This window comes from Enterococcus bulliens, assembly GCF_053761865.1.
Genome location: NZ_JBSMXK010000015.1, coordinates 38215 through 61633 on the forward strand (window position 1 = coordinate 38215; position 23419 = coordinate 61633).

General features: G+C 38.1%; 22 protein-coding genes and 2 other annotated features (1 of these 24 cut by a window edge). Of the genes, 20 read left to right on the forward strand and 2 right to left on the reverse strand.

Annotated features, from left to right (window positions below; translation table 11 throughout):
* The first annotated feature begins 2 nt into the window (after positions 1-2).
* On the forward strand, positions 3-848 hold the full coding sequence (locus ACWOEC_RS08600) for a carbohydrate ABC transporter permease (RefSeq protein ID WP_455307434.1): 846 nt from the start codon (positions 3-5) through the stop codon (positions 846-848).
* 27 nt (positions 849-875) lie between these two features.
* A complete protein-coding gene (locus tag ACWOEC_RS08605) occupies positions 876-2351 on the forward strand; it encodes a glycoside hydrolase family 32 protein (RefSeq protein WP_455307436.1) in 1476 nt (491 codons plus the stop codon).
* Between the two features lie 37 nt (positions 2352-2388).
* Here the strand turns inward: ACWOEC_RS08605 and ACWOEC_RS08610 are convergent, their stop codons facing one another.
* A complete protein-coding gene (locus ACWOEC_RS08610) occupies positions 2389-3297 on the reverse strand; it encodes a LysR family transcriptional regulator (protein ID WP_455307438.1) in 909 nt (302 codons plus the stop codon).
* A 285-nt stretch (positions 3298-3582) separates the two neighbouring features.
* Here ACWOEC_RS08610 and ACWOEC_RS08615 point away from each other — a divergent pair, with 285 nt between their 5' ends.
* The 10 genes from ACWOEC_RS08615 to ACWOEC_RS08660 are packed head-to-tail and all read left to right on the forward strand — an operon-like array spanning position 3583 to position 11072.
* Complete coding sequence (locus ACWOEC_RS08615) at positions 3583-4134, forward strand: NAD(P)H-dependent oxidoreductase (protein ID WP_455307440.1); 552 nt, start codon at positions 3583-3585, stop codon at positions 4132-4134.
* On the forward strand, positions 4131-4667 hold the full coding sequence (locus ACWOEC_RS08620; RefSeq protein WP_297079677.1) for a GNAT family N-acetyltransferase: 537 nt from the start codon (positions 4131-4133) through the stop codon (positions 4665-4667). Before ACWOEC_RS08615 ends, ACWOEC_RS08620 begins: the two co-directional genes overlap by 4 nt.
* A gap of 12 nt (positions 4668-4679) precedes the next feature.
* Positions 4680-5441, forward strand: coding sequence for an amino acid ABC transporter permease (locus ACWOEC_RS08625; protein ID WP_455307442.1), 762 nt, complete (start codon positions 4680-4682; stop codon positions 5439-5441).
* Complete coding sequence (locus tag ACWOEC_RS08630) at positions 5431-6225, forward strand: transporter substrate-binding domain-containing protein (protein ID WP_455307444.1); 795 nt, start codon at positions 5431-5433, stop codon at positions 6223-6225. The genes ACWOEC_RS08625 and ACWOEC_RS08630 overlap by 11 nt, the downstream gene beginning before the upstream one ends.
* 12 nt (positions 6226-6237) lie before the next feature.
* The gene (locus ACWOEC_RS08635; protein WP_455307446.1) at positions 6238-7041 is read left to right on the forward strand and encodes a transporter substrate-binding domain-containing protein; all 804 of its coding nucleotides are present in this window, start codon (positions 6238-6240) and stop codon (positions 7039-7041) included.
* 15 nt (positions 7042-7056) lie between these two features.
* Positions 7057-7755: an ABC transporter permease subunit gene (locus tag ACWOEC_RS08640; RefSeq protein WP_455307448.1), complete on the forward strand. Its 699-nt coding sequence runs from the start codon at positions 7057-7059 to the stop codon at positions 7753-7755.
* The gene (locus ACWOEC_RS08645; protein WP_297079668.1) at positions 7755-8513 is read left to right on the forward strand and encodes an amino acid ABC transporter ATP-binding protein; all 759 of its coding nucleotides are present in this window, start codon (positions 7755-7757) and stop codon (positions 8511-8513) included. Before ACWOEC_RS08640 ends, ACWOEC_RS08645 begins: the two co-directional genes overlap by 1 nt.
* A complete protein-coding gene (locus ACWOEC_RS08650) occupies positions 8510-9514 on the forward strand; it encodes an MsnO8 family LLM class oxidoreductase (RefSeq protein WP_455307450.1) in 1005 nt (334 codons plus the stop codon). Before ACWOEC_RS08645 ends, ACWOEC_RS08650 begins: the two co-directional genes overlap by 4 nt.
* The gene (locus ACWOEC_RS08655; RefSeq protein ID WP_455307452.1) at positions 9511-9786 is read left to right on the forward strand and encodes a glutaredoxin family protein; all 276 of its coding nucleotides are present in this window, start codon (positions 9511-9513) and stop codon (positions 9784-9786) included. Before ACWOEC_RS08650 ends, ACWOEC_RS08655 begins: the two co-directional genes overlap by 4 nt.
* On the forward strand, positions 9783-11072 hold the full coding sequence (locus ACWOEC_RS08660) for an LLM class flavin-dependent oxidoreductase (protein WP_455307454.1): 1290 nt from the start codon (positions 9783-9785) through the stop codon (positions 11070-11072). Before ACWOEC_RS08655 ends, ACWOEC_RS08660 begins: the two co-directional genes overlap by 4 nt.
* A 162-nt stretch (positions 11073-11234) precedes the next feature.
* On the opposite strand, the gene ACWOEC_RS08665 is transcribed toward ACWOEC_RS08660, so the two are convergent.
* On the reverse strand, positions 11235-12410 hold the full coding sequence (locus ACWOEC_RS08665) for an SAM-dependent methyltransferase (RefSeq protein WP_297079661.1): 1176 nt from the start codon (positions 12408-12410) through the stop codon (positions 11235-11237).
* Positions 12411-12620: 210 nt separating this feature from the next.
* Here ACWOEC_RS08665 and ACWOEC_RS08670 point away from each other — a divergent pair, with 210 nt between their 5' ends.
* The 8 genes from ACWOEC_RS08670 (at position 12621) to ACWOEC_RS08705 (ending at position 23246) form a co-directional block, all read left to right on the forward strand.
* Complete coding sequence (locus ACWOEC_RS08670) at positions 12621-13937, forward strand: NCS2 family permease (protein WP_455307456.1); 1317 nt, start codon at positions 12621-12623, stop codon at positions 13935-13937.
* Between the two features lie 127 nt (positions 13938-14064).
* Positions 14065-15105 (forward strand): LLM class flavin-dependent oxidoreductase, encoded by a 1041-nt coding sequence (locus ACWOEC_RS08675; RefSeq protein WP_455307458.1) that lies wholly within the window; start codon positions 14065-14067, stop codon positions 15103-15105.
* Positions 15105-15746, forward strand: coding sequence for an NADPH-dependent F420 reductase (locus ACWOEC_RS08680; protein WP_455307460.1), 642 nt, complete (start codon positions 15105-15107; stop codon positions 15744-15746). The genes ACWOEC_RS08675 and ACWOEC_RS08680 overlap by 1 nt, the downstream gene beginning before the upstream one ends.
* Positions 15747-16068: 322 nt before the next feature.
* Entirely contained in the window at positions 16069-18810 is a 2742-nt protein-coding gene (gene acnA / locus ACWOEC_RS08685; RefSeq protein WP_455307462.1) for an aconitate hydratase AcnA, read from the forward strand.
* Positions 18773-19906 (forward strand): citrate synthase, encoded by a 1134-nt coding sequence (locus ACWOEC_RS08690; RefSeq protein ID WP_455307464.1) that lies wholly within the window; start codon positions 18773-18775, stop codon positions 19904-19906. The genes acnA and ACWOEC_RS08690 overlap by 38 nt, the downstream gene beginning before the upstream one ends.
* Entirely contained in the window at positions 19899-21158 is a 1260-nt protein-coding gene (gene icd / locus ACWOEC_RS08695; RefSeq protein WP_455307465.1) for an NADP-dependent isocitrate dehydrogenase, read from the forward strand. Before ACWOEC_RS08690 ends, icd begins: the two co-directional genes overlap by 8 nt.
* A gap of 53 nt (positions 21159-21211) precedes the next feature.
* Positions 21212-21258: a sequence feature (sodium ion sensor (DUF1646 type); this cis-regulatory element may regulate processes involved in with the transportation of sodium ions), on the forward strand.
* A 45-nt stretch (positions 21259-21303) separates the two neighbouring features.
* The gene (locus ACWOEC_RS08700; protein WP_297079647.1) at positions 21304-22461 is read left to right on the forward strand and encodes a cation:proton antiporter; all 1158 of its coding nucleotides are present in this window, start codon (positions 21304-21306) and stop codon (positions 22459-22461) included.
* Positions 22462-22472: 11 nt separating this feature from the next.
* Positions 22473-23246: a Cof-type HAD-IIB family hydrolase gene (locus ACWOEC_RS08705; protein ID WP_455307467.1), complete on the forward strand. Its 774-nt coding sequence runs from the start codon at positions 22473-22475 to the stop codon at positions 23244-23246.
* Positions 23247-23295: 49 nt separating this feature from the next.
* Positions 23296-23419, forward strand: a binding site (T-box leader); it runs 85 nt beyond the window's last position.

Here is a 23419-nt window from a genome sequence, read left to right on the forward strand (position 1 = left end):
TAATGAAAAAATCAAATATATTGATGTTTATTGAATATATTCTACTATTTTTATTAGCTGCGTTATTTATCTTTCCAATGTTATGGATGGTAGTTTCTTCAATGAAACCAGAAGCTGACGTATATAACAATTTAACCAGTTTCAAAGCATTTTTACCCAGCTTTAATCCAGTTAATTGGTTCAAAACATACCAAGAAGTTGTTGAACGTTTTAGCGTTGCGACTTATATGTTAAATAGCATATTTTACGGTCTGACATTTGCAACAGGCTCAATTATAGTAAATTCTTTGGCAGGTTTTGCATTTGCCAAAGTTAATTTTAAGGGGAAAAAAATTATTTTTGGTTTTTTATTAGCATTACTAATCATTCCTATGGAAACTGTTTTGATTCCCCAATTTACTATTATAAATAATTTAGGGTTGGTTAATCATAGAATTGCTGTAATTTTGCCGGCTATGGCCAGTGTGTTTAATATCTATTTATTCCGCAATTTTTTTATTGCAATTCCAGATGAAATAATTGAATCAGCTAAGTTAGACGGTGCAAATATACTAACGATTTTTTTCAAAATTATGTTACCAATGTCTAAACCTGCTATCGCTACTGTAGGCGTATTGTCATTTATAGGTAGTTGGAATGATTACATTTGGCCTTTAATGGTATTAACTGATCGTAGTAAATTTTCTATTCAAGTTGCAATTACGACAATCAATACAACCCAACCTGTTCTGATTAATCAAGTTATGGCTGTGCTGACTCTTTCTACAATTCCGTTAATCATAGTTTATATTGTGGCTCAAAAATATATTCTCCAAGGCTTGGGTGGATCAGGAACAGGTATTAAATAAATTTATTATAATTTGGAGGAAATATTGATGGAACAACAAATAAAAAAAGCAAATGCGTTTATACAAGAAAAATTAGACAAAGTAGATAGTACTTATCGAAATCACTATCATTTAATGGCACAAGTTGGATGGATTAATGACCCAAATGGTTTTATATATTACAATGACAGTTACCATCTTTTTTATCAATACTATCCTTATGACAGTGTATGGGGACCTATGCACTGGGGGCATGCTAAATCGAATGATTTGATAAACTGGGAACATCTGCCTGTTGCATTGGCACCGAGTGAGCCATACGATCAAAATGGTTGTTTTTCTGGCAGCGCGATTGAAAAAGACGGGGAGTTATATTTATTTTATACAGGACATGTAGAAGTTAATAATCGAGTAACACAAGTACAATGCTTGGCTACTTCAAAAGATGGTATCAATTTTGTTAAGAGTCCCTTAAATCCAATAATAGATGGAGAAATGATTAAGGGGATTGCTACAGTAGAAGATTTTAGAGATCCAAAAGTTTTCCAGTATGAGAATACGTACTATATGGTTGTGGCTGCGAAAACACAAGATTCTACTGGACAAATTTTACTTTTTGAATCTAAAGATTTGATAGATTGGAGATTCAAATCAGTCCTGTTAAAAGGCGAAGAAAAACAAGGAATTATGTGGGAATGCCCAGATTTAATTAGAATAGGAGACAAAGATGTTCTGTTGGTTTCACCTATAGAATTTGAAGAAACTCAATATCAGTATAAAAACATCAATTCTACAGTAGCATTCATAGGAAATGTAAACTGGGAATCCGGAACGTTTACTGTTGAGAAATATCAAGAAATTGATTCGGGATTGGATTTTTACGCTCCCCAAACTTGTAAAAATAAAAATGGCGAAAATATTATGATTGCGTGGATGCAAATGTGGAAAAGAAACATTCCCACAGATGATTTAGGACATGGATGGGCAGGATCTATGACTTTACCTAGGAAGTTAAGCATAAAAAATGATAAACTCTCTCAAATGCCTGCTGACGAAATTTATAAAAGTATAGTCTTAGTAAATGAAAAGAAAAATTTGATATTAGAAGAGGAATACGTAGTTTCTGATTCCAATTTGAATCAGAACTACTATAATTTTATAATTAGTACTAAAAATAATAAATCATTTACTTTAAATTATGGAAATGAAGAACATAATTGTTTAGAAATAAGTTATGATGCTTTTAAAAAAATATTCTCAGTATCTCGTGGACAATTCGGTCTTAAAATAAATGGTGAAGAAAAAAATTCTTATAGCAGGGATATTGAAATACTCGATGAAGCAGACAAGTTGGATTTAGAGGTATTTATAGACACTTCTTCAATAGAATTTTTTATTAATCAAATATATACTGTAACAATTACATTTTATGAAAATACTCCTAACAAAAAAATGACAATAATTCCTGAAGACATTTTAGAGTTATTTTATTGTAAGACAGGTAAAATTAAAGCTGAAAATTAAATTAAAAAAAGGCACTCGATTAAATTCGAGTGCTTTTTTAATTTATAGGTAGATAAATCATGCCTTTTTGTTGGAAAACAGCTAGCGTGAATGTTTTGAATGCACGGATCAACTCCAGTTCGCCGTGTGGTTTGGTAGGAGTTAAAAATCCAATAGCTGGTCGAATAGGAAGCGAATCGATGGGAAGTACGACAGTATGTGGCAAGCGTTCGCTATGGGCAATCGAAGTAAAAATAGAAATACCAATTTTTTGCTGTACATAGTATTTATGAGCCAAACTTGTCGTGACTTCGATTTTTTTATAATTGGTTCCAATCGCTTGCTTTAGGTATTGTTCAATTTTGATTCGAATTGGACAATTTTCTGGCGTCATCAAAAATGTCTCTTGATTCAGTTCGGCTAGTGTGATGCGTTCTTTTTGTGCCAAGGGATGAGTATCGTAAACAAGTAAATTCAATTCGTCATAAAAGAAAGGTTCGAATAATTGTTCAGATAAAAGTGTGGGTTCTCCACAAATCGCAAAATCGATCGTACCTTCTTGTAGGCTTTGATTACATGAATTGGCATCCATGACTTGAATGGCAATAGTAGTTAAAGGAAATTCTTCTTTAAAGCGCGTCAAAATTTCAGGTAGGATCAGACTAGCTGTTGGATCAGAGACTCCAATCGTCAATGTTTGGTTTGATTCTTTGACTAATTGGCTACCAAATAAGGCAAGAGACTGGTAATGAAGTAAAAATTCTTCAGCCTTTTTATAAAAAGCTTGTCCTTGTGTCGTCAATGTAACGTGTTTTCCACGGTGAAAAAGCGGGGTTGCTAAATCGCTCTCAAGTTGTTTGATCCGCGATGAAATAGTTGGCTGCGCATATTGTAATAATTCAGCTGCTTTTTGAAAGCTTCCGGTTCTTACGATCAAGACAAATGTCTCAATTTCTTTAATATCCATAGTGTGCCTCCTTGAATAAGCTAGCTACAGTATACGAAAAGTTTTGTAAAACCCAAAAAAGTTTGTGATCAGTTTTTTCTATCGACAAGTAAATAAAAGCTATTTAAATAAATATGTATTCGTTATCAAACTTGTTATCAATGGTTTTGATGATTAGATTTCTAGTTTATGAATTCAAATATCAATTTTTTTGATACGTGATGTTGGAAAAATCGATTTGTTTTCACAAAGATTGTGGCTTATAGTTTAGAAAATCTTAATTACAAGAAAGCGAAGTGATCGATGATGACGACCATCACCCTAGTCGTAGGCAGTAACCAATCTTATTCTCGAGTTCAAGGACTTATGGAGTATTGTATGGATCAGTTTTCATTGATGAATCTAAAAACGGATTTGATTATGGTCAATGAATTAAATCATGAAGCATTATTAACAGCTGATTTTTCACATCCAGATATTTTAGAAGCCAATCAAAAAATCATGAACAGCCAAGCCGTACTCTTTTTTACACCCATTTATAAAGCGAGTTACTCAGGTATTTTAAAAACGTATTTAGATTTACTCCCACAAAAGGCACTCTCAGAAAAAATCGTCTATAGTTTAGCTCTTGGTGGCTCGACAAATCATGTATTGGCATTGCCGTATGCATTAGAACCTGTTTTAAAAGAGTTGGGAGCAGAATATTTACTGCAATCGACATTTATCCATCAATCTGCAGTAACAAGAGAAGTCGACAGTTGGGATGTTGCTTTACAAGCGAAAGAACGAATCGATACACAACTGTTAAAAATTGAACAGTACACATTAAAAAAAGTGAGAAAGGAATTCATTAAATGAGCGAAGGAATCATTCGTGTAGCGACTAAAGAAGATGCTCCAGCTTTATTGGACTTGATCCAAACAGCGTTTAAAGAAGTCAAAGAATATGGGATCGAGTGGCCATCGACTAATGCAACACTCGAAATGGTAACAGAAAACATTGAACGTTCAGTTGCCTTGCTATATGAGATCAAGGGTGAATTGGTTTCAACAATTACGATCCGTTTACCTTGGGAATCTGAAACACCGGTATCGCGTTATCCATTTTTATGGTGGTTTGCTACTGCAAATGCTTACCGTGGACAAGGAATTGGTAAGCAATTTTTAAGACAAGTCGAAAACGATTATTTGATTCAGCTATATAAAGCGCCAGCATATATGATCGGAACATCTGGTAAAAAACATCCTTGGTTACTGGATATGTATCTAAGAAATGGCTATCAAATCCACGGCAAGCATTTAGATGAAGCGACACAAGATATTGGGGTATCACTGTATAAAGTGTTGATTCCAGAAAAATTCGAGCGCCGGTTACTAAATCCGAGCGCCTAAGGGGGAGAAAAAATGGGAGATTTTTTTAATTGGCAGTATGTATGGTCGTTTATTCCTAAGGTACTTAGTGCTGTACCAGTGACTTTAGGGATTGTAGGGGTGGCTACATTGATGGGTATGCTGCTTGGAATTTGTTTTGCATTGATTCGTTTAGAAAAATTTCCTGTTTTTTCTCAACTTGTGATTGTATTTGTCTCATTTATTCGTGGAACGCCGATATTGATTCAATTATTTTTAGTCTTTTATGGATTACCCGTTTTATTGACGGCGCTAACAGGAAGTCCTGTTAATTTAGATAAACTTTTATTTGTCTATATCACATACGGTATTAATACATCGGCTTACTTTTCAGAGATTTTTCGAACAGCGATTCTTCAAGTCCCACAAGCACAAAAAGAAGCAGCTTTATCTATTGGACTAACCAAAAGTCAAATCTATCGTAGAATCGTTTTACCACAAGCGATTCGCAGTGCATTACCGCCAACAGGAACGATGATTGTCGCCTTATTACAAGATACATCTTTAGCTTTTTCACTAGGAATCGTCGACATTATCGGTAAGGTCAAAGTTTTAGCTTCAGTTACGTATCACTCACTAGAAGGATATTTTATCGCGGCAGTTAGCTTTATTGTGTTGAGTATTTTATTAGAGCAGCTATTTTCTAAACTGGATCAACATCTGAATCAACGACATGAACGTAAGGTATCGGTGATGTCTCCTCGTTTGATCGATTTGCCATCTTTTAGAAGAAGAGGATTTGAGCATGAAGGGTAGACTATGGAGTTTGTTGATTTTGACCGTCGTTTTAGCTGGTTGTAGCGCTAACGCACAGACTAAAGCGGCGTCTGGTACTGGGGAAACGATTATTGTCGGAACTGGAAACGCGTATCCGCCATTTGTTTATTTGGATGAGAACAATGAACTGACTGGATATGACATTGCCGTATTAAAAGAAGTCGATCATCGATTACCCGACTATTCATTTCAATATGAATCTATGGATTTTAAAACAATCTTGACGGCGTTATCGAGTGATCATATCCAACTTGCTGCACATCAATATGCTGAAAATGAGGAACGAAAAGCGAAATATCTATACGCCAAAACAGGGTACACGGATTTCACGATGTATATCACGCAAGATCAAGCACATTTAAGTAATGTGAATACTTTAGATGATTTGGCGGGGAAAAAAGTATTTGCTTCTGCTGGATCAAATGCCGCTTACTTACTGGAAACGTATAATCAAACCCATCCGACACCGATTGAAATCGTTTATAACGAAGGAAGTAACGAGGTGACGGTCAAAGGATTACAAAATGGAACTGCTGATGCGGTATTGATGACTAAATTTGATATCGCGAAATTGAACAAGCAATTTCAAGCGAAATTAGTAGCTACAGGAGAGCCGGTCAAAAAAGCTAAGACATATTTTTTATTTACAAAAGAAAATACAAACCTTCAATCTGCGGTCGATCAAGCACTAACGGATATGATCAAAGATGGAACATTAAGAAAATTATCGATTCAGTATTTGGGAGAAGATTATACAACATAAGGGGCGTAAACAATGAAGAAAAAAACAATTTTAGGTCTAAGTTTAGCGGTGTTATTAAGTCTAGGTTTAGCTGGGTGTAGCAAACAAAGCAATGCCGAAACGACAAAAGATTCTGGAAAAGTCATCACGGTAGGAACCGGAAATGCCTATCGACCATTTGTCTATCTAGATGAAAATAATGAATTACAAGGATATGACGTTGAAGTGTTAAAAACTATCGATAAAAAACTGCCAGAATATCAGTTTAAATATGAATCTATGGATTTTAAAAATATCTTAACTGCTTTAGGAGCAGGCAAAGTCGATTTTGCTGGCCATCAATACGAATACAATGATGAACGCGCTAAAAAATATTTGTATGGAAAAGTAGGATACACGGATTATACCTTGTACGTAGCAGCAAATAAAGACGCATCAGAGTATACAAATTTAGATACATTAGCTGGGAAAAAAGTCTTTACCTCACCAGGATCAAACGCAGCTTATTTATTAGAGCAATACAATCAAAAACACGAGAACAAAATCGATATCGTCTACAACGAAGCCACACAAGAAGTTTTAGTCAAAGGATTACAAAATGGTACAGCTGACGCTGCGTTATTAACAAAATATGATGTGGATAAATTGAATAAAGAATTTTCAGCAGATCTTGTGGTCAACAATCAGCCAATCAATGAATCAAAAACGTATTTTGTCTTCCAAAAAGGTGATCAAGCGTTAGCGGATAAAGTCGACAAAGCGTTGCAAGAGTTAATCGATGAAGGAACATTAAGCGAGTTATCAAAGAAAATCTTAGGAGCAGATTATACTAAATAAAAGTAGGTGAACAAAATGGACTATCAAGCAATTAGTGAAGCATTCCAAAAAGGATTGGTATATTTACCTGTTACGTTGCGCTTATCCTTTATTCCCTTACTTATCGGAAGTATCTTGGGATTAGGTTTTGCTTTTATGCGCTTTTACCGTACACCAGTAGTCGCAAAAGGATTACAACTAATTTTTCCGATCTTAAAAGGAATACCTGTGGTGTTGAGTTTGATCGTCTGTTACTTACTTTTTTCAGATTGGTTCGATAAATTAGCGACAACATTCCATTTTCCAATTCGCTTTAAAGATCTCAATCGTGAATACTTGATTATCGTAATTTTGAGCGGATATGCCACGATCCAGTTAACGGAGGTTTTTCGCGGATTATTGATCCAATTTGATCGCTCGCAACTAGATGCTGCTGCGTCGATTGGACTTACGACTAGACAAACGATTTTTCGCATTATTTTACCACAATTATTAACGCAATCTTTGCCACTTTTATGCAATCAGTGGATCGTATTGTTAAAATTATCGGCTCTCGCATCGATCGTGTCGGTGGTCGATATTTTAAGTGGTTCACTGATTATGGCGACTACTAGCTATACATTTTTAGAAAGTTATATTGCAGCAGCGCTTATCTACTGGATATTGGCGATCATGATCGAACAAATGGGCTTTTTCTTAGAGCGACGTCCATTTGTGAAAAGAGGGGGAGTTTGATGTTAACCATCACACAATTGAAGAAACGTTTTGGCAAGCAAATTATTTTAGACGGTCTTGATCTAACGATTGAAAAAGGAGAAGTCGTGGTGATTTTAGGACCAAGTGGTTCGGGAAAAACAACATTACTACGTTCCCTTAATTTCTTAGAACATGCTGATTCTGGAACCTTAGCATTGAATGAACAAGTCATCGATGCAAAAAAAGCGACTAAAAAAGAAATTCTTTCTTGGCGACGACAAACGGCGATGGTTTTTCAACAATATGCACTATTTGCACATAAAACAGCAGTAGAAAATGTGATCGAAGGATTGGTCATGGTCCAAAAACTTCCAAAAAATGAGGCCCTAGCTATCGGAACAGCTTTGCTTGAACAAGTCGGGTTAGCAGATAAATTAAATCACTATCCTAATCAATTATCAGGTGGGCAACAACAACGAGTAGGAATCGCACGTGCTTTGGCTTTGAAACCTGAGGTCATTTTATTTGATGAACCTACAAGTGCACTCGATCCAGAATTAGTGGGAGAAACATTACGAGTGATTCAATCACTTGCTCATAAAGACAGTACGTTAATCATCGTAACACATGAGATGCAATTTGCGTATGAGGTAGCCGATCGTGTGATTTTTATGGAACATGGTCAAATCGTTGAACAAGGTACGCCAAAAGAAGTATTCGAACAAACCAAAGAAGAACGGACTAAACAATTTTTGGCACGTACCAGACCACAAACGTTAGAGGGGGCTATTTCGTGATACGTCTAGGTTTATTAGATCAAAGTATTATTTATGAAAATGAAAATGCAATCTCAACACTAGCAAAAACAGTAGACTATGCACAGCAAGCTGATATTTTAGGGTTTGATGCATTCTATGTTTCAGAACATCATTTGATTGATCAAATGGCAGGCGTTAGTCCAGAAGTTTTGATGGGGTATCTTTTAGCTGCGACCGACCAGATCAAGATCGGTAGTGCGGGTGTGATGCTACAACATTTTGTGCCTTATAAAGTAGCAGAAAATTTTGACGTGCTCGCAAATCTAGCACCACATCGCGTCATTGCAGGGATTGGAAAAGCACAAGGAGGCAATGATCAAGTCGTCACTGTTTTACAAAAAGATGCTTTTTTGAAGCCAATTTCTTTTGAAGAAAAATACCGTGAAGTTGTTGGCTTATTGCGCCAAACGTTACCAGTTGACCATCGCTATTTTGACCGAATCAAACTGGCACCCGCTCTTAGTACTGCACCTGAAATGGTACTACTTGGTGGGAGTTTAGAAAGTGCAGCTTTAGCAAATGAAACACAATCGAGTATGATTTATCCGTTTTTTGCTAATGGAAATGAAACGATTTTATCAGAGGTCAAACAAGCATTTTCTGTACGAAAACATACACGCTTTATGGTAGCTGTTACCGTTGCATTAGTCGATTCTTTAGAGCAAAAAAAAGCCTATCTTGACCAACTGGCTTCTTATACGGTTCATTTTGAATCTGGGAAACGTTTGAATTTTGCAGACGAAACTAGTGCAAAAACCTATCAAGAGACGCAAGAAGAAAAAACGTGGATTGAGAAGAAACCGACAGGAGCGATTGTGGCTCAAAAAGAGACATTGGCTAAAGAACTTAAGGACTTTTGTGTTCGCCATGATCTTTCGGATATCGTTATTCATACACCTTATATGTCGTATGAAGAAAAAATGCAATTGATCGAGTATCTTGCAACTAAATTTGAATTGAAAAGAGGAGTTTTAGTATGAGTCAACCAACGATTGTGTTATGGGCCAAAGAGGGCTGTCATTATTGTCAAACATTAAAAAAGTATTTTGCCAAAGAAAAACTTGCGTATCGTGTAGTCGATGTGACCCATCAAGACGCATTTCGCTCGATTTTACAAACGAAATATGGTGTAAGTTATGTACCAGTCGTGGAAATCGCGAAATCAAATAGTGCACAGTTTACGGGAGTGACGAGTTTGGAATTAGCCGATGTGATTGCTGAAATCGAGGCACATCGCGAGGTAGTTGCATGAGTAGACAATTACATTTAGGTGCCATTTTACACGGAATCGGGAGTACAACAGATGGATGGCGTCATCCAGATATCGATGCGACAGCGAGTACGAATTTTGATTTTTACCAGCAACGAGCACAGCTTGCAGAACAGGCTTTCTTCGATTTTGTGTTTATTGCTGATGGGCTGTTTATTTCCGAAACATCGATTCCTCATTTTTTAAATCGCTTTGAACCGATCACCTTGCTAGCTTCTTTAGCACAAGTTACGAAACATATCGGTTTAGTGGGAACTTTTTCTTCTACATATACCGATCCATTCACTCTAGCTAGACAATTGATGTCACTAGATCACTTGAGTAAAGGACGAGCAGGATGGAATGTGGTGACTTCACCACAAGCTGGTGCAGCAAAAAATTATAATAATCGCACATTGCCTCCACACGACGAGCGCTATGATATTGCAAAAGAACATCTAGAAGTTGTTCAAGGATTATGGCGTTCATTTGAAGAAGATGCTTTTGTACGAAATAAAGAGACCGGTCAGTATGTTGATTTTAGTAAAATGCATCGAACACACTATCAAGGAAACTATTATCAAGTGGAAGGACCATTAAATATCGGCCGTTCACCTCAAGGAGAACCGGTTGTTTTCCAAGCAGGAGCTTCCGAAAAAGGAAAGGCTTTTGCGGCAAAACATGCAGAAGCGATTTTTACCCACAGCAATTCGATTCCAGCGATGAAAGAATTTTATGATGAGATCACTGATCAAGCTGCCGTGTATGAACGCAAGGCATTGGTGTTACCGGGAATTTCACCGATTATTGGCGAAACAAAAGAAGATGCTGAAGCACAATATCAAGCAGTTGCACAGTTGATTCCAATCGAAAATGCGTTGAATTACTTAGCGCGTTATTTCGATGATCATAATTTTCATCAATACCCACTAGATGAACCTTTTCCAGATCTTGGTACGATCGGTAAAGAGGCATTTAGGAGCACGACGGACAAAATCAAACAAGAAGCGAAAGCAAGGGGATTGACCCTTCGTCAAGTCGCGGTCGAACAAGCTTTACCTAGACCTTTATTTATGGGGACGAAAGAAGACGTAGCGGATTTGATCGAAGAATGGTTCAATCAAGGAGCTGTTGATGGCTTCATCATCGGTGGAGACTATCCTCACGCTTTTGAACGATTTGTACATGAAGTCGTACCACTATTACAAGCAAAAGGCATTTACAAAACCAAGTACACACATGATACGCTGCGTGGAAATTTAGGACTAGATGAAAAAAAGAGGTTGTGACAGAAGTGGGCAGCTCTTAAAAATAAGCCGCACCATTCCGATAATAGACTCGTCTATTATCGGAATGGTGCGGCTTATTTTTAAAAGAGCTACTTTTGGAACACCGTTTATTCAATTTTTAGGTGATGTGATAGACTTTTATCACATCACCTAAAAAATCGATCAATGCCCTACATAGCGGTGCATTGGGATGGAATTATTGCCTGGATGTACTAGTAGATATTGGACGACATCGATATTACTTGCTTCAAATGATGCTGCACATGCTTGTAAATACAAGTCCCACATACGATAGAAGCGTTCATCAGCTACTTGCAATACCTGTTCTTTCACTTCATGGAAATTATGAGCCCAATGTTCTAAAGTGAGTTGGTAATCACGACGTAAACTTTCTAAGTCAATCAGTTGGAGGTCGTTTGTTTGCATGTGATTTGCTAACTCGGCAACACCTGGAATATAGCCACCTGGGAAAATGTATTGGTTGATCCAAGCGTTCGTTGCGCCACCTTGTTGGCGACTGATACCGTGAATCAAGGCTGTTCCTTTAGGTTTCAATAGGCGTTTGACTACAGCAAAATATTCTTCTAAGCTATCTTCTCCAACGTGTTCAAACATTCCTACACTTGTAATATGGTCGAATTCCATGTTTTTGACTTCACGATAGTCTTTTAACAGAACCGTACATTGATCTTCAAGACCTTCTGCTTTAATTTTGTCTGTAATAAAACGATATTGCTCCTCACTCAAAGTGATTCCTGTTGCATGCACACCGTATTCTTTGATCGCCGTAAACATCAAAGTTCCCCAACCACAGCCAATATCTAGTAGACTATCGCCTTCTTTAATAAACAATTTATTTAGGATATGACGCACTTTATTCATTTGAGCTTGTTCTAATGTATCTTCTGGTGTTTGAAAATAGGCACAAGAATATGTCAATGTTTTATCTAACCATAATTCATAAAATTCATTTCCTAAATCATAGTGGGAATGGATGTCTTCTTTATTTTGTTTTTTAGTATGACGTGCTAATTTTGGTAACCATTTGATATAGCTTTTTGAACGCAAAAAACTATTGGCTTGACGATACGCATCCGTAACGAGAGCTTGGATACTTCCATCAATTTCGATTTTTTTATCCATATACGCTTCTCCTAGTGTCAAAGAAGCATTTTTAGTGATTTCCTTGATGGGGATGATTTCATTAAAGGTAATGGTGATCTCTGGTTCACCTTCTAGATTGCCGTAACGTTCTGAAGTGTTATCCCAGTAGTTGACTGCTACAGGTAACGAGAATGATTCTGAAAATAATTTTTTGTATAACTCTTTTTCTAACATGTTCATTTCCTCCTAAGCCACTGTTTACTCTAATAGAGTAGTCCTTTTTGTAATAAATTACAAACATTTTCTTTTGGATTTTCATGAGTTTCATGGGTTTCACATTTACAATTGAAACACTATAGTATATGATAAACCAGGTTATATAAAAAAGAAAAGAATAAAGGTGTTCATGACAATAATGTTCGTCTTTTAGGAGGATTTTTAGTAGTGAAAGAAAAAGTGTCGCAGTATTTTGGTCTATCTGCGCTTCAAACCTCATTTCGCACCGAAGTGATTGCTGGGTTTACCACGTTTATTTCAATGGTGTATATTCTATTCGTCAATCCTAGTGTATTAGGTGCTTCTGGGATGGACGAAGGTGCAGTCTTTACAGCGACAGCATTAGCAAGTGCTGTCGGAAGTATTATGATGGGACTATATGCGAAGTATCCGATCGCCACAGCTCCAGCGCTAGGAATCAACGCATTTTTCGCCTATTCGGTCTGTATCGGAATGAAGATTCCTTGGCAGACAGCTCTAGCGGGTGTTTTCGTTGCTTCATTGTTATTTATGTTGATTACTGTATTTAAATTACGTGAATTGATCATTAATGCAATTCCTAAAGATTTAAAATTTGCGATTTCTGGTGGGATCGGCTTGTTTATCGCCTTTTTAGGATTAAATCAAGGTGGGATCATCGTTGCAGATGAATCGACACTTGTATCATTAGGTTCGCTATCGGTTGGTACGACTTGGTTAACGATTTTTGGGTTAACCGTAACGGCTATTTTATTGATTCGTCGTATACCAGGAAGCGTCTTTATTGGGATGGCAGCGACAACTATCTTAGGATTAGTCACAGGCTTGATCCAAAAACCTACAGGAATCTTATCCGCAGCTCCAAGTTTAAAACCGACTTTTCTAGTTGCTTTAAAACACGTAGGTGATATCAATACGATCCAGCTTTGGGTGGTTGTCTTAACGTTTTTATTGGTTACATTTTTTGATACAGCTGGAACACTTGTTGGGTTAGCGAATCAAGCGGGATTTATGAAAAATAATGAGATGCCACGTGTGGGTAAAGCTTTGGCTTCGGATTCAACTGCGATGTTGGCAGGTTCATTATTTGGAACTTCTCCAGTAGGGGCGTATGTCGAGTCTTCAGCAGGGATTGCAGTTGGTGGACGTTCTGGATTAACGGCCGTCGTAACGGGAATTTTATTTTTATTTGGTCTATTCTTTTCTCCTTTATTAGGAATCGTCACACCTCAAGTGACTGCACCAGCGTTGATCGTTGTAGGTGTGATGATGGCTCACTCGCTAAAAGAAATCGAATGGGAAAAACTTGAAATCGCAATCCCAGCCTTTTTGATTTTAGTAGGAATGCCGCTAACGTATAGTATCTCAGATGGGATTGCGTTAGGATTCATTTTTTATCCGATTACAATGATCGCTGCCAAACGAGGCAAAGAAGTTTCGCCAATTATGTATGTATTATTCTTCGTTTTTGTTGGCTTTATGTGGATTTTAAATATTAATTCTTAATCGTAAGAACACCGTGTTTGTCATGGTGTTCTTTTTTTTATTAGTTTACTTATTTTTTGTAAGCAGAATAATCGTATTTCTATTTGAAACTTGGTATAGTAGAAAAAAACAAGTCGGAGGAATACACATGACACATTATGAATTTGGTTTAGACACATTTGGCGATATCCCTTATGATCAAGCAGGCAAACGCGTATCAGATGCTGAAGCTTTGCGCTTAACGGTTGAAGAAGGTGTGTTGGCTGAGCAAGCGGGAATCGATATTTTAGCTATTGGAGAACATCATCGTAAAGAATATGCGATTTCTAGTCCAGAAATCGTATTAGGTGCTTTAGCAAGCGTGACAAAAAAGATCAAATTAAGTACCGGTGTTACGGTATTAAGTTCAGACGATCCTGTTCGTGTATATGAACGTTTTGCGACCTTAGATGCGTTATCAGATGGCCGAGCGCAAGTGATGCTAGGTCGTGGATCATTTACTGAATCTTTTCCATTATTTGGCTACGATCTACAACAATACAATGAATTATTTGAAGAAAAATTAGCGCTTTATCATCGTTTGATTACAGAAGAAACCGTTACATGGGAAGGTAAAGTTACGCAATCATTAAATCAAGCTCGGATGTATCCGCAAATGGAAAACGGTCGAACCCTTACGACGTATATCGGTGTTGGGGGCACGCCAGAATCGATTATTCGTGCTGCTCGATATGGTTTTCCAGTGATGTTAGCTGTTATTGGTGGCGAACCGAAACGTTTTGCACCTTATGTAGAGTTGTATCAAAAAGCAGCTACGCAATTTAATCAACCTATTTTACCCGTTGGTATGCATTCACATGGTGTAATTGCCGACACGAATGAAGAAGCACAAGAGACTGCTTGGCAGTACATCAAAGCGATGATGGATCAATTAGGACGCGAACGTGGTTGGGCTGCAATGAGTCGCGAACGCTTCTTGGCAGAAATTGAACATGGCGCTTATTTTGTCGGTGATCCTGAAACCGTGGCGCAAAAAATTGCACGTACAATCAAAGAAGTTGGGGTTGAGCGCTTTGATTTGGTGTATGGAGCAGGTGGCCAAACAGCGGATGCTCGTCTTAGAACGATCGAATTATATGGTAAAGTTGTGATTCCTCGTGTAAAAGAATTACTAGGAGTTGAGCAATAATGGAAAAAATCGGGATTTTGGGTGCTGGCAAATTAGGCTTAACCTTAGCGCAATTAGCAAATCGTGCAGGATATCAAGTTGGGATCGCTAGTTCTAGGCCAGCAAGTGCGATCGAGTTGAGTGTGAGTGTTTTGGCTCCCGGAACAGAGGTTCTTGATTCAACGACTCTGCTAGAGAATTATCCAGTAATTATTTTAGCTTTACCACTTAGTCGTTTTTTCGATTTACCAGAAACGATGCGTGAACAGTTTGAAGATAAAGTAGTTCTAGATGCTATGAATTACTGGTGGGAAGTCGATGGTCCAGACGATGAAGGGCGGTATCGAGGATCTAGTTTGACCGTTCAAGCTTGGTTGCCCCAAAGCGCAAACGTGGTTAAAGCTTTTAACCATATGGGTTATCATGATTTAGCCGATGAGGCCACATCAGATTTGACAGCTCAAAAGGGAATGATTTATGCTACTGACCAAAAAGAGCTTTCAGCAATGATGGATACCTTGATTTCAAATTTGGGATTTGCTCCTTATTACTTGGATTCGTTAGCACAGGGGATTAAATTAGAACCCGGAAGTCCATTATTTGGTGCGAATGAACCAAAATCAGTGTTACATGATAGACTAGAAAATTGGGAATCAAATTAATACAGTGATGTCGTCTTTTTTTAATAAAATAAAATAAATATCATAAAAAGCATAGATTTTTTGTTAGAATCCATGCTTTTTTTAATGAAACGATTGACATAAAGATTTAAGTAGGCGATTTTAATTTTTCACAAACTGACATCAAAATGAACGCGATAAAAAAAGAATTTTTGTTTTTTTGCTTATTTAAAACCGTATCAATTCAATGAAAAATCTATTTTCTCCACGTAATTTTAGAATAATATTAAAATTACATGAATTTACAATGAGAATTTTAATCGATATAATCGGTACATTGAAACAGTTGATGGGAGGTTTTTTTATGCAACAACAACAAACACAGTACTTACGCCCATTTATCGTAAATGAAAAAGAATATTATCTTTTTGATTTACATGAAGCGGCAACTACATATGGTCAGTCACTTGAACGGTTACCTTACGTGATCCGTCTGTTACTTGAGACGTTAGTTCGCCAACAAGATGACGTAGACATTACAAAAGAACATATCGCCCAATTGATCAAATTTGATGCGTCAAATCCTAAAGGAGAGGTACCCTTTAAACCAGCACGTGTGATCTTGCAAGATTTTACCGGCGTACCCGTGATCGTCGATTTGGCATCGATGCGAGAAGCGATCGTAAAATTTGGTGGAAAAGCGACACAAGTCAATCCAGAAATTCCAGTTGATTTAGTAATCGACCATTCTGTCCAAGTGGATCAGGCTGGTACGGTAGAAGCTTTGGCAGCAAACGTTGCACTAGAATTCCAGCGTAATCAAGAGCGTTACGAATTTTTAAAATGGGCCCAAACAGCTTTTGATCACTACCGTGTGATTCCTCCAGCTACAGGCATTATCCATCAAGTTAATATTGAATATTTGTCGGAAGTCGTCGTGACCAAAGAAGTGGGTGAGCAAACGATCGTCTATCCAGATAGTGTCTTAGGAACGGATTCACATACGACGATGATCAATGGGTTAGGTGTATTAGGTTGGGGTGTAGGAGGAATCGAAGCAGAAGCCGCGATGCTTGGCGAACCGTCATATTTTCCAGTGCCAGAAGTCGTGGGTGTCGAGCTGGTCGGTACGCTCGCTCTAGGGGCTACGGCGACAGATGTTGCTTTAGAAATCACGAAATTATTACGTGAAACGAAAGTAGTAGGAAAATTTGTAGAATTTTATGGTTCAGGAATGGAGCAACTTTCATTAGCTGACCGGGCTACAATTGCCAATATGGCACCAGAATACGGGGCAACTTGTGGCTATTTTCCAGTAGATGATGAAACATTGCGCTACATGGAACTAACTGGACGCGATCCTGAAAAAATTGCATTGACTAAAACGTATCTAAAACAAAATCAACTGTATTATCAAGCAGGAAAAAGAGACTATTCTACAAATGTATCCATGGATTTATCAAGAGTCCGCACGAGTTTAGCTGGTCCTAAACGTCCTCAAGATTTGATTTTTTTAGATGAGATGAAAACAAATTTTCAAACATCATTATTGAATCCAGAAGGACCACAAGGATTTGGTCTGACACAAAATGAACTCAAAAAGCAAGTCGCCTTATCCCGAACGCAAACGCTAAGCACCGGGGATCTTGTGATTGCGGCCATCACGAGTTGTACAAATACTTCAAATCCTTATGTGATGTTAGCAGCTGGGCTATTAGCAAAACATGCTGTTCAAAATGGCTTACGTGTCTCAAGTAAAGTAAAAACGTCACTAGCGCCAGGCTCTCAAGTCGTAACGGCCTATCTAAAAGATGCCGGTTTATTACCTTATTTGGAAGAGTTAGGTTTTGCTGTAGTTGGGTATGGGTGTACGACGTGTATTGGAAATTCTGGACCGCTAGAAGACACGCTTACCCAAACGATTATCGACAACGATCTAATCGTTTCAGCGGTCTTAAGTGGAAATCGTAATTTTGAAGGACGCATCCATCCACAAGTCAAAGCCAACTATTTAGCATCACCGCCTTTAGTGATTGCATACGCATTAGCTGGAACTGTGAATAAAGACTTAAGTAGAGAACCTATTGGTCTTAATGATCAGGGTGAGGCGATTTATCTACAAGATATTTGGCCGACCAAGCAAGAGATCGATGAAACGGTTAAAGCATTCGTAACACCTGAATTGTATCAGACCCACTATGCAAAAGTCTTTGATGCCAATGAAGTGTGGAACCAAATTGCAGTTAAACCAGAACCGATCTATACATGGGACGAAACGTCCACGTATATTGCGAATCCACCTTATTTTGAAAACATGACCCAAGAATTGATGCCATTAGAACCATTAGTAGGGCTGCGTGTACTGGCAAAATTTGGAGATTCAGTCACAACCGATCATATTTCACCAGCTGGTGCGATCTCAAGTAAAGTTCCAGCAGGGCATTACTTAAAAGAGCGCGGGGTTGCCTTACGTCAGTTTAATTCATACGGATCAAGACGAGGACATCATGAAGTCATGATGCGTGGAACATTTGCCAATATTCGGATCAAAAACCAACTTGTCCCAGGAATTGAAGGAGGACAAACGCGATGTTTTGAAACAGATGAGGTGTGTTCGATCTATGATGCCGCGATGACATACAAAACAGCCAAAACGCCACTACTGATTTTAGCAGGAAAAGATTATGGCATGGGCTCTTCGCGTGACTGGGCAGCTAAAGGGACACATTTATTAGGTGTAAAAGCAGTGCTTGCAGAAAGTTACGAGCGCATCCATCGCTCTAATCTAGTGATGATGGGCGTTTTGCCTTTGGAATATCTTCCTGGTGAAAGTGCTGAAACATTAGGATTGGATGGAAGTGAAGCCTTTACGATTGCGATCACCGAAGATACTGGTGTCAATGAATTGATCACTGTTACAGCAGAAAAAGCAGATGGTGAACAGACATTTACAGTACGTGTTCGATTTGATTCTAAAGCTGATATTCGCTATTACAAAAATCAAGGGATCTTACCGATGGTTGTCCGTAAAAAAATTGCCGAAGCAACACAACAAGGAGGAAAAACTTATGAACACAGCAGGATTAGCAAACACGATCGCTTGTGAAACCTATATTAGCGCAATCGAAGAAGATCGTTTAAGTTATTTTGGGTATGATATTGATGAGTTTATGCATCAAGATGCTACGTTTGAAGAAGTTATTTTCTTACTTTGGAATGGTCATCTGCCTACGACAACAGAGTATGCTTTATTTACCCGAGCTTTGCGTGAACAATATGCAATCGGTGAAGCAGTCGAATCTTGTTTACGTATTCAATGTCGTCAAAACTTGCATCCGATGAGTGTCTTACGGAGTACCGTTTCTTTATTGGGAGTCTTTGACAAAGAAGCAGAAGCGACCGATGCAGAGGCTGTGTACCGTCAAAGTATTTCACTTCAAGCTAAATTACCAACGATCATTGCCAGTTTTTGTCGCTTGCGTCAAGGACTAGATCCAATCGTACCGGATGAAAACTTAGGTCTAGCTGAAAACTTTTTGTATATGCTAACCGGAGAAATCCCCCGTGTGATCGATGTACAAGCACTAGACCGCGCCTTGATTTTACATGCAGATCATGAACTCAATGCATCTACTTTTGCAGCACGTGTATGTGCTTCAACCCTTTCAGATACTTACTCTTGTGTAACGGCAGCGATTGGAACGCTAAAAGGTGCTTTACATGGCGGAGCGAATGAACGCGTATTTGATATGCTAGAAGAGATCGCCGTTGAACAAAATTCTACACAATACATTTTAGAAAAACTAGGATCAAATGAAAAAATCATGGGATTTGGTCATCGTGTCTATACTACAGTGGATCCACGTCAAATCTATTTGAAAGAAATGGCACAGCAGATGACAGATCAAACTGAAAATCAGATTTGGTATCATCTATCAGAAGAAGTTGAACAAGTGATTCGCCAAGAAAAAGGTTTAATTCCAAATGTCGATTTTTATTCAGCAACGGTTTACCACGTGCTAGGAATTGATAAAGATCTATTTACCTTGATTTTTGCGATGAGTCGAGTAGCTGGTTGGTTGGCGCATATTGCTGAACAAAAACAAGCCAATCGCTTGATTCGACCGCGCTCACAGTATAAAGGACAATTGAATCAACGTTATGAACGGATGACAGAAAGAGTAGGGCAATTGTATGCATGATATTCAGATGACAAAAGAAGGGTTGGTCGTTCCAGACTACCCGACGATTCCTTTCATCAAAGGAGATGGAATCGGACCAGAGATTTGGGAGCAAGCACAGCGGATTTTTGATCAAGCTGTATTTCTGACCTATCAAGAAAAAAAGAAGATACAGTGGCAAGAAGTGTTAGCCGGCCAACGCGCATTTGATGAAACAGGAAGTTATTTACCTCAAGAAACACTTGATATCATAAAAAAACAGCTTGTTTCAATCAAGGGACCTTTGACTACACCGATTGGAGAAGGAATACGTTCGATCAATGTCGCTTTGCGTCAGACATTGGATCTATATGTCTGCATGCGACCGGTACGGTATTTCAAAGGTGTGCCTTCACCGGTGAAACATCCGGAATGGACAGATATGGTAGTATTTCGAGAAAATACAGAAGATATCTATGCGGGGATCGAGTTTGCTGCTGAAAGTATCGAAGCGAAAAAACTGATGACCTTTTTATCAGATGAACTAAATGTAACAAACGTTCGATTTCCAAAAACAAGTGCGATTGGGATTAAACCGATTTCTAGTCAAGGTAGCAAACGATTGGTTCGGGCCGCAATTGAACATGCTTTGGCGCATCAAAAACAGTTTGTGACACTCGTTCATAAAGGAAATATTATGAAATTCACAGAAGGTGGCTTTAAAAAGTGGGGATATGAAGTTGCAGAACAAGAATATGCCGAGCAAACCTTTACCTATCACACTTACGATACGATCAAAAAAGAACTAGGTGAAGATCAAGCCAATCAAGCACTCCAAAAAGCACAGCAAGCAGGGAAACTGATTGTTAAAGATTGTATTGCTGATATTTTTCTAGAAGAGATCATCGCACGACCAAAAGATCACCAAGTCATCGCTACAATGAACCTAAATGGTGACTATATCTCCGATGCTCTAGCTGCACAAGTTGGGGGTGTGGGAATTTCTCCTGGTGCAAATTTCAATCTTCAAAGTGGTCATGCAGTATTTGAAGCAACGCATGGAACAGCACCTAAATTTGCAGGTAAAAATAAGGTGAACCCTTGTTCTGTCTTATTATCTGGCGTTTTGATGTTTCGTTATCTTGGTTGGGGAGAAGTCGCTGAGCGTATCGAACGCGCAATCGAACAAGCGATTGCTTCTAAAAAAGTAACCTTTGATTTTGCGGCACAATTACCCGAAGCTGTAGAAGTGAGTTTAAGTGTATTTAGTCAACAAATTTTCGATCAACTATAAGTGTCATCTTGCGTAATTTTTGTTATACTATTTTTTGAGTATAAACACACAAGGGTTGGGCGTAGGCTTTCAAGGATTGTTTCTTCAGGGGCGGAGAAATGACTAGAAGCCTGCGCTCTTTTTGCTTGTATAAGGAGGAAATGATATGGAGTTTGTCGGTAGTTTATGTTTGATTTTGATTACAACGACATTGGTGTCACATTTTTCAAGAAGAATCGGAGTCCCGGCAGTTGTCGGGCAATTATTAGTAGGAATTATTTTAGGAAGTGGTGGCTTACATTTATTAAAAAACACCGAGATCTTACACGAATTTTCAGAACTGGGTGTGATCTTGTTGATGTTTTTAGCTGGGATCGAAAGCGATCTACAATTGTTGAAAAAATATGCGAAACCTGCCTTTTTAGTGGCGTTTTTAGGAATTTTATTGCCAGTACTCTTAGGTGGAGTGAGCACGTTTTGGTTTGGTTTTTCAATGAAAGTCGCCTTGTTTTCAGGTATGATCTTAGCGGCAACATCAGTTAGTATCTCCGTTGAAGTGCTAAAAGAGTTACGTGCGTTGCAAACGAAAGAAGGGGCGACGATTTTAGGTGCTTCCGTTGTCGATGATATTGCGGTAGTACTGATTTTTAGCTTGAGTCTACCGTTCTTTCAAAAAGGAGCTGCAGCTGAAGGATTGCCTTTGCCTTTATTATTAGTCGAACAAGTCTTGTACTTCGGTTTGATTTTCTTTGTCATTCGTTTTATTGCAGGAAAATTGATGGAGTTAAGTGGCAAGTTGTTTGCCACAAGTGCTACGGTGATTACGTCAGTAGTCTTATGTTTAAGCATGGCTTATTTAGCGGACTTTGTCGGATTAAGTTCAGTGATCGGTGCCTTTTTTGCAGGGATCGCTGTGGGGCAAACCAAAGTCAAAGATTTAGTATTTAAAAACGTTGAAGTATTGGGATATAGTGTTTTTATTCCGGTTTTCTTTGTCAGTATTGGTTTAAGCGTGACGTTTGATCAATTATGGACACAAGCATTGTTTATTCTCGTACTGTTGATTGTAGCCATTATTAGTAAATTATTTGGTGGATATCTAGGTAGCCGTATGGTCGGTTTTGATAATCACTCGGCTTTGATGATCGGTTCTGGGTTGATTTCGCGTGGTGAAATGGCCTTGATTATTTTACAGCTTGGTGATGAAGCAGGAATCGTCCCACATGAACTTTATGCGCCATTTGTCATTGTGATTATTTTAAGTACGTTACTCTCACCATTTTTCTTGAAACATTACACAAAAAAAGTCCATGCAACGCAGTAGAGGAGTAGATTATGCAAAAGAAATATTTCTTTTTTGATATCGATGGTACGTTGACCGATCGTGCAACGAATGAAATTATTCCAAGTGCCAAACAAGCTTTGGAAAAACTACAGCAAAAGGGCCATTTTGTTGCAATTGCAACTGGACGTGCGCATTATAAAGCGCGTCCGATCATGGAAAAATTGGGATTACACAATATGGTTTGTGCTGGTGGTGGAGCTATCGTAGTTGACGATCAATTGATTAGTAATCGTCCATTAGCATTAGAAAAAGCCAAACAGATCGCGATAGAAGCAGATAGTCTAGGTCTGGGTGTGTTATTTGCTACAAAAGATTCCGATGAAGTGATCAGTCGTGATGAGTTGTTTATTAAACAAGTAGGAAAGCGACAAGAACCGACGACATATCGTATTGATTCAAAACTTGCGATTGAAGAATTAGAACAAATCTATAAATTGTATATTGCACTACCTCAAACAAGCAAAATCGAGTTGTCAACAAAAGAACTTTTGCCTAGCTTGTATTACGTGCCAGAATATTTGATGTATCAGATTGATGAAAAAGATCGAGGGATTCGTGAATTGATGGCCTATTTACATGCACCGACTGAGGACGTCGTAGTATTTGGCGACGATACTAATGATTTAGTAATGTTTGGCCAAGAGTGGTTTAGCATTGCGATGGGCAATGGAACCAAAGCATTAAAAGACAAAGCAGATTACATTACCGCAACCAATTTAGAAGATGGCATTTATAAAGCTTGTCAGCATTTTGGTTGGATTTAGCCGTTGACTTTTTGTGTAAAACCATTATAATAAAATGAAATTCATATGAGAAAAAACGTAGAAGAGAAGAGTAATCAATGCAACGCGAGACAGAGACTCCGGTAGCTGAAAAAGGAGACGGGAACCATTGATGAAGATGAACTTGGAGTTTTTATTTGGTTGACGCTAAATAA

What these genes read in the sequence shown, in the direction of transcription:
- ACWOEC_RS08680 (WP_455307460.1), top strand. Translation starts at nt 15,105, where the DNA reads ATGGAAAAAATCGGGATTTTGGGTGCTGGCAAATTAGGCTTAACCTTA.
- ACWOEC_RS08610 (WP_455307438.1), bottom strand. Translation starts at nt 3,297, where the DNA reads ATGGATATTAAAGAAATTGAGACATTTGTCTTGATCGTAAGAACCGGA.
- ACWOEC_RS08605 (WP_455307436.1), top strand. Translation starts at nt 876, where the DNA reads ATGGAACAACAAATAAAAAAAGCAAATGCGTTTATACAAGAAAAATTA.
- ACWOEC_RS08665 (WP_297079661.1), bottom strand. Translation starts at nt 12,410, where the DNA reads ATGTTAGAAAAAGAGTTATACAAAAAATTATTTTCAGAATCATTCTCG.
- ACWOEC_RS08675 (WP_455307458.1), top strand. Translation starts at nt 14,065, where the DNA reads ATGACACATTATGAATTTGGTTTAGACACATTTGGCGATATCCCTTAT.
- ACWOEC_RS08640 (WP_455307448.1), top strand. Translation starts at nt 7,057, where the DNA reads ATGGACTATCAAGCAATTAGTGAAGCATTCCAAAAAGGATTGGTATAT.
- ACWOEC_RS08660 (WP_455307454.1), top strand. Translation starts at nt 9,783, where the DNA reads ATGAGTAGACAATTACATTTAGGTGCCATTTTACACGGAATCGGGAGT.
- ACWOEC_RS08600 (WP_455307434.1), top strand. Translation starts at nt 3, where the DNA reads ATGAAAAAATCAAATATATTGATGTTTATTGAATATATTCTACTATTT.
- ACWOEC_RS08615 (WP_455307440.1), top strand. Translation starts at nt 3,583, where the DNA reads ATGACGACCATCACCCTAGTCGTAGGCAGTAACCAATCTTATTCTCGA.
- ACWOEC_RS08635 (WP_455307446.1), top strand. Translation starts at nt 6,238, where the DNA reads ATGAAGAAAAAAACAATTTTAGGTCTAAGTTTAGCGGTGTTATTAAGT.
- ACWOEC_RS08655 (WP_455307452.1), top strand. Translation starts at nt 9,511, where the DNA reads ATGAGTCAACCAACGATTGTGTTATGGGCCAAAGAGGGCTGTCATTAT.
- ACWOEC_RS08630 (WP_455307444.1), top strand. Translation starts at nt 5,431, where the DNA reads ATGAAGGGTAGACTATGGAGTTTGTTGATTTTGACCGTCGTTTTAGCT.
- ACWOEC_RS08700 (WP_297079647.1), top strand. Translation starts at nt 21,304, where the DNA reads ATGGAGTTTGTCGGTAGTTTATGTTTGATTTTGATTACAACGACATTG.
- acnA (WP_455307462.1), top strand. Translation starts at nt 16,069, where the DNA reads ATGCAACAACAACAAACACAGTACTTACGCCCATTTATCGTAAATGAA.
- ACWOEC_RS08705 (WP_455307467.1), top strand. Translation starts at nt 22,473, where the DNA reads ATGCAAAAGAAATATTTCTTTTTTGATATCGATGGTACGTTGACCGAT.
- ACWOEC_RS08690 (WP_455307464.1), top strand. Translation starts at nt 18,773, where the DNA reads ATGAACACAGCAGGATTAGCAAACACGATCGCTTGTGAAACCTATATT.
- icd (WP_455307465.1), top strand. Translation starts at nt 19,899, where the DNA reads ATGCATGATATTCAGATGACAAAAGAAGGGTTGGTCGTTCCAGACTAC.
- ACWOEC_RS08625 (WP_455307442.1), top strand. Translation starts at nt 4,680, where the DNA reads ATGGGAGATTTTTTTAATTGGCAGTATGTATGGTCGTTTATTCCTAAG.
- ACWOEC_RS08620 (WP_297079677.1), top strand. Translation starts at nt 4,131, where the DNA reads ATGAGCGAAGGAATCATTCGTGTAGCGACTAAAGAAGATGCTCCAGCT.
- ACWOEC_RS08645 (WP_297079668.1), top strand. Translation starts at nt 7,755, where the DNA reads ATGTTAACCATCACACAATTGAAGAAACGTTTTGGCAAGCAAATTATT.